The sequence below is a fragment of the Nitrobacter sp. genome (genome assembly GCF_051535215.1).
In the GTDB taxonomy this organism is placed as follows: domain Bacteria; phylum Pseudomonadota; class Alphaproteobacteria; order Rhizobiales; family Xanthobacteraceae; genus Nitrobacter.
Map to the genome: position 1 here is coordinate 1 of NZ_JBPPLY010000039.1, position 2,923 is coordinate 2,923.

General features: G+C 63.7%; 3 protein-coding genes. All 3 read left to right on the forward strand.

The window, feature by feature from the left end; genetic code table 11:
• Positions 1-174 precede the first annotated feature (174 nt).
• Positions 175-1,104 (forward strand): ArdC family protein, encoded by a 930-nt coding sequence (locus tag ACS3WB_RS16345; RefSeq protein ID WP_373852112.1) that lies wholly within the window; start codon positions 175-177, stop codon positions 1,102-1,104.
• Entirely contained in the window at positions 1,104-1,970 is an 867-nt protein-coding gene (locus tag ACS3WB_RS16350; protein ID WP_373852113.1) for a hypothetical protein, read from the forward strand. The genes ACS3WB_RS16345 and ACS3WB_RS16350 overlap by 1 nt, the downstream gene beginning before the upstream one ends.
• Before the next feature lie 657 nt (positions 1,971-2,627).
• A partial coding sequence (locus tag ACS3WB_RS16355) for a DUF736 domain-containing protein (RefSeq protein ID WP_438276530.1) occupies positions 2,628-2,923 on the forward strand: 296 nt, incomplete at its 3' end.

The following is a 2,923-nucleotide window of genomic DNA, read 5'->3' on the forward strand; positions in this document are numbered from 1 at the left end:
CCTGTCGCGGCCCCTCACGGTCCGAGGTCCTGCGGCGGATACGGCGCACGCGCAACGGCTTCGCCGTCCTCCGCTGTGCTGCGGCCCTATCGGGTGCGCGTGCGCCTGGCGCCGCCGCGACGGCCCCCGTGAGGGGCCGCGACAGGCGCGGCCTCCGAAACGGAGGTCCTGAAAATGAGCAGGAAAGAAACAAACCCGCGCGCCGACATCTACGCGCGCATCACTGATCGAATCGTCGCCGACCTCGAACGCGGTGTCCGTCCCTGGGTGAGACCTTGGAGCGCGTCGAACGTTGCCGACCGCATCACGCGTCCTTTGCGCCATAACGGCCAGCCCTATTCCGGCATCAATGTCGTGTTGCTCTGGTCCGAGGCTGTCGCGCGCGGCTTCCTCTCCTCGATCTGGATGACATTCAAGCAAGCCATCGAGCTCGGCGCGCATGTTCGCAAGGGCGAAAGTGGAAGCCTCGTCGTCTATGCCAGCCGGTTCACGAAAACGCAGACCGACGCGCATGGCGACGAAGTCGAACGGGATATCCCGTTCCTCAAGGCCTACACCGTCTTTTGCGTCGATCAGATCGACGGTCTGCCAGAGCACTTCTACGCGCCCGTTGAGCAGCCGAAGCACGACTCCATTGAGCGCATCGCACATGCCGATTCGTTCTTCGCCAATACCCGGGCCGTCATCCGGCACGGCGGCGACAAGGCCTATTACGCCCCCGCCCTCGATGTCGTGCAGATGCCTCCGTTCGAGAGCTTCCGCGACGCGGCAAGCTATTACGCCACACTTGGCCACGAATGTGTGCATTGGGCTGGCGCGCCCCAGCGGCTGAATAGGGATCTCAGCCGATATCATAAAGATCGTAGCGAAAGAGCGCGCGAGGAATTAATCGCCGATCTCGGCGCATGCTTCCTCAGCGCCGATCTCGGCATCGTGCCGGAGCTTGAACCCCGCCCGGATCACGCGAGCTACCTCGCGTCCTGGCTCGACGTTCTTGCGAACGACAAGCGGTTCATCTTCTCCGCCGCGGCACATGCGCAGCGCGCCGCTGCCTATCTCCACGACTTGCAGCCGAAGGCCGCCGATATCGGGGAGGCGGCATAATGCAACAGAACGCCTTCTCTCAGGGGGATGGGCTTTCGCCATCCCCGATCCGATTGCGCGTCCTGAGCCTCGGCGCCGGCGTTCAATCGACAACGCTGGCGCTGCTCGCGGCCCATGGCGTCATCGGGCCGATGCCCGACTGCGCCATCTTCGCCGACACCGCATGGGAGCCTCAGGCGGTGTACGATCATCTTACCTGGCTGATGTCGCCAAATGTGCTGCCCTTCCCGGTGCATGTCGTCTCGGCCGGCAGTCTTCGCGACAATCTTGTCCAGGCGGCCGCCGGCGAACGCTGGGCGTCGATCCCGGCCTATACGCGTGCAGTCGATCATCGTGGCTGCGCATCGATCGGCATGATCCGCCGGCAATGCACTGGCGACTACAAGATTGACCCGATCCGTAAAAAAGTTCGGGAGCTTGTCGGCCTCACGCGACGACGGTCGCCGCCGGACCCCGTCGTCGAGCAATGGATCGGCATCTCGATGGACGAGACGATCCGGATGAAGCCCTCCTTCGAGAGGTGGCGCGTCAACCGCTGGCCTCTCATCGAGCTTGGTATGAACAGGCGCGATTGCCTGGATTGGCTACGGCGACATGACTATCCGACGCCACCGAAAAGTGCCTGCATCGGATGCCCTTATCATTCCGATGCAGTGTGGCGCGCCATGCGCGATGAAGATCCGGACGCATGGGCGGATGCGGTCGATGTCGACCGGCTCATCCGCTCCGGTATGCGCGGCGTGCGAGGCGAGGTATTTCTGCATCGGTCGGCCGTACCGCTGAGCGAAGTGGACCTCTCGACAGACACCGATCGCGGTCAACTCGATCTCTTCGCAAATGAATGCGAAGGCATGTGTGGCTTGTAGCGGCGCGAGGTCGCTGTCGTTCGCATAGCCATCGCACTTCACAGAGCCGCGGCCCACGAGCGCCCCGCCTCAAGCGGGCCGCGCTTCTGTCGCCTCTCGTCGGGTTCGGAACCGAGGTTCTGGAAACGGCGCATGATCTCCGACCTCGATCCGGCGTCTATCGGCCCTGGTCGGTGGTGCGTTTCGCTTATCTTCGGGTTGCGTATGTCCACGATTGCTTGCTCAACCACGCAACAGTGCCGAACGGCAGCGCGAAGAACGTGGTGCGGAGCCCCGCAGGGTTTCGGACGGTCTCAGGCCATTTGCACAGGTGCGGCACTGGCTTATCCGATCCGCTGAACCGCCGTTTCACGAGGTACGCGAGGTCTCGGTCGTATCCCTGATTTCGGTCTCAAGCTCGCCCCTTTCGTCCTCGATTGGGCATGTCTGACCGAAGGCCGACGGCGCTGCGCGCCGTCTCGATCTTATCCCCGCAACAGCCGTCGCGACTTTCTTCCCCTGGCGCTGCGCGCCATTCCTCGCGGAACAACAAAGTCGCGCCTTGGCTGCCCTCCACGATGTTGCGGCCCCTACGGGGTGCAGGTCGATCGCCTCCGGTCTGTCGCCAGCCATCGAGGTCGCGATAGGCGCGGCCCGAATAACTGAAAGGATACGACAATGGCGACCATCGGCACCTTCACTTCGAACGGCAACGGCTTCACCGGCTCGATCCGCACCCTGACGCTGAACGTCAAGGCCAAGCTGACCCGCGTCGAGAACCCCTCCGAGAAGGGCCCGCACTTCCGCATCTTCGCCGGCACCGTCGAGCTGGGTGCGGCGTGGCAGAAGACCGCTCGGGACACGGAGCGCGACTACCTCTCGGTCAAGCTGGACGATCCGAGCTTCCCGGCTCCGATCTACGCCACCCTGATCGAAGTCGAGGGCCAGGAAGGCCTCCAGCTCATCTGGTCCCG

What these genes read in the sequence shown, in the direction of transcription:
- ACS3WB_RS16345 (WP_373852112.1), top strand. Translation starts at nt 175, where the DNA reads ATGAGCAGGAAAGAAACAAACCCGCGCGCCGACATCTACGCGCGCATC.
- ACS3WB_RS16350 (WP_373852113.1), top strand. Translation starts at nt 1,104, where the DNA reads ATGCAACAGAACGCCTTCTCTCAGGGGGATGGGCTTTCGCCATCCCCG.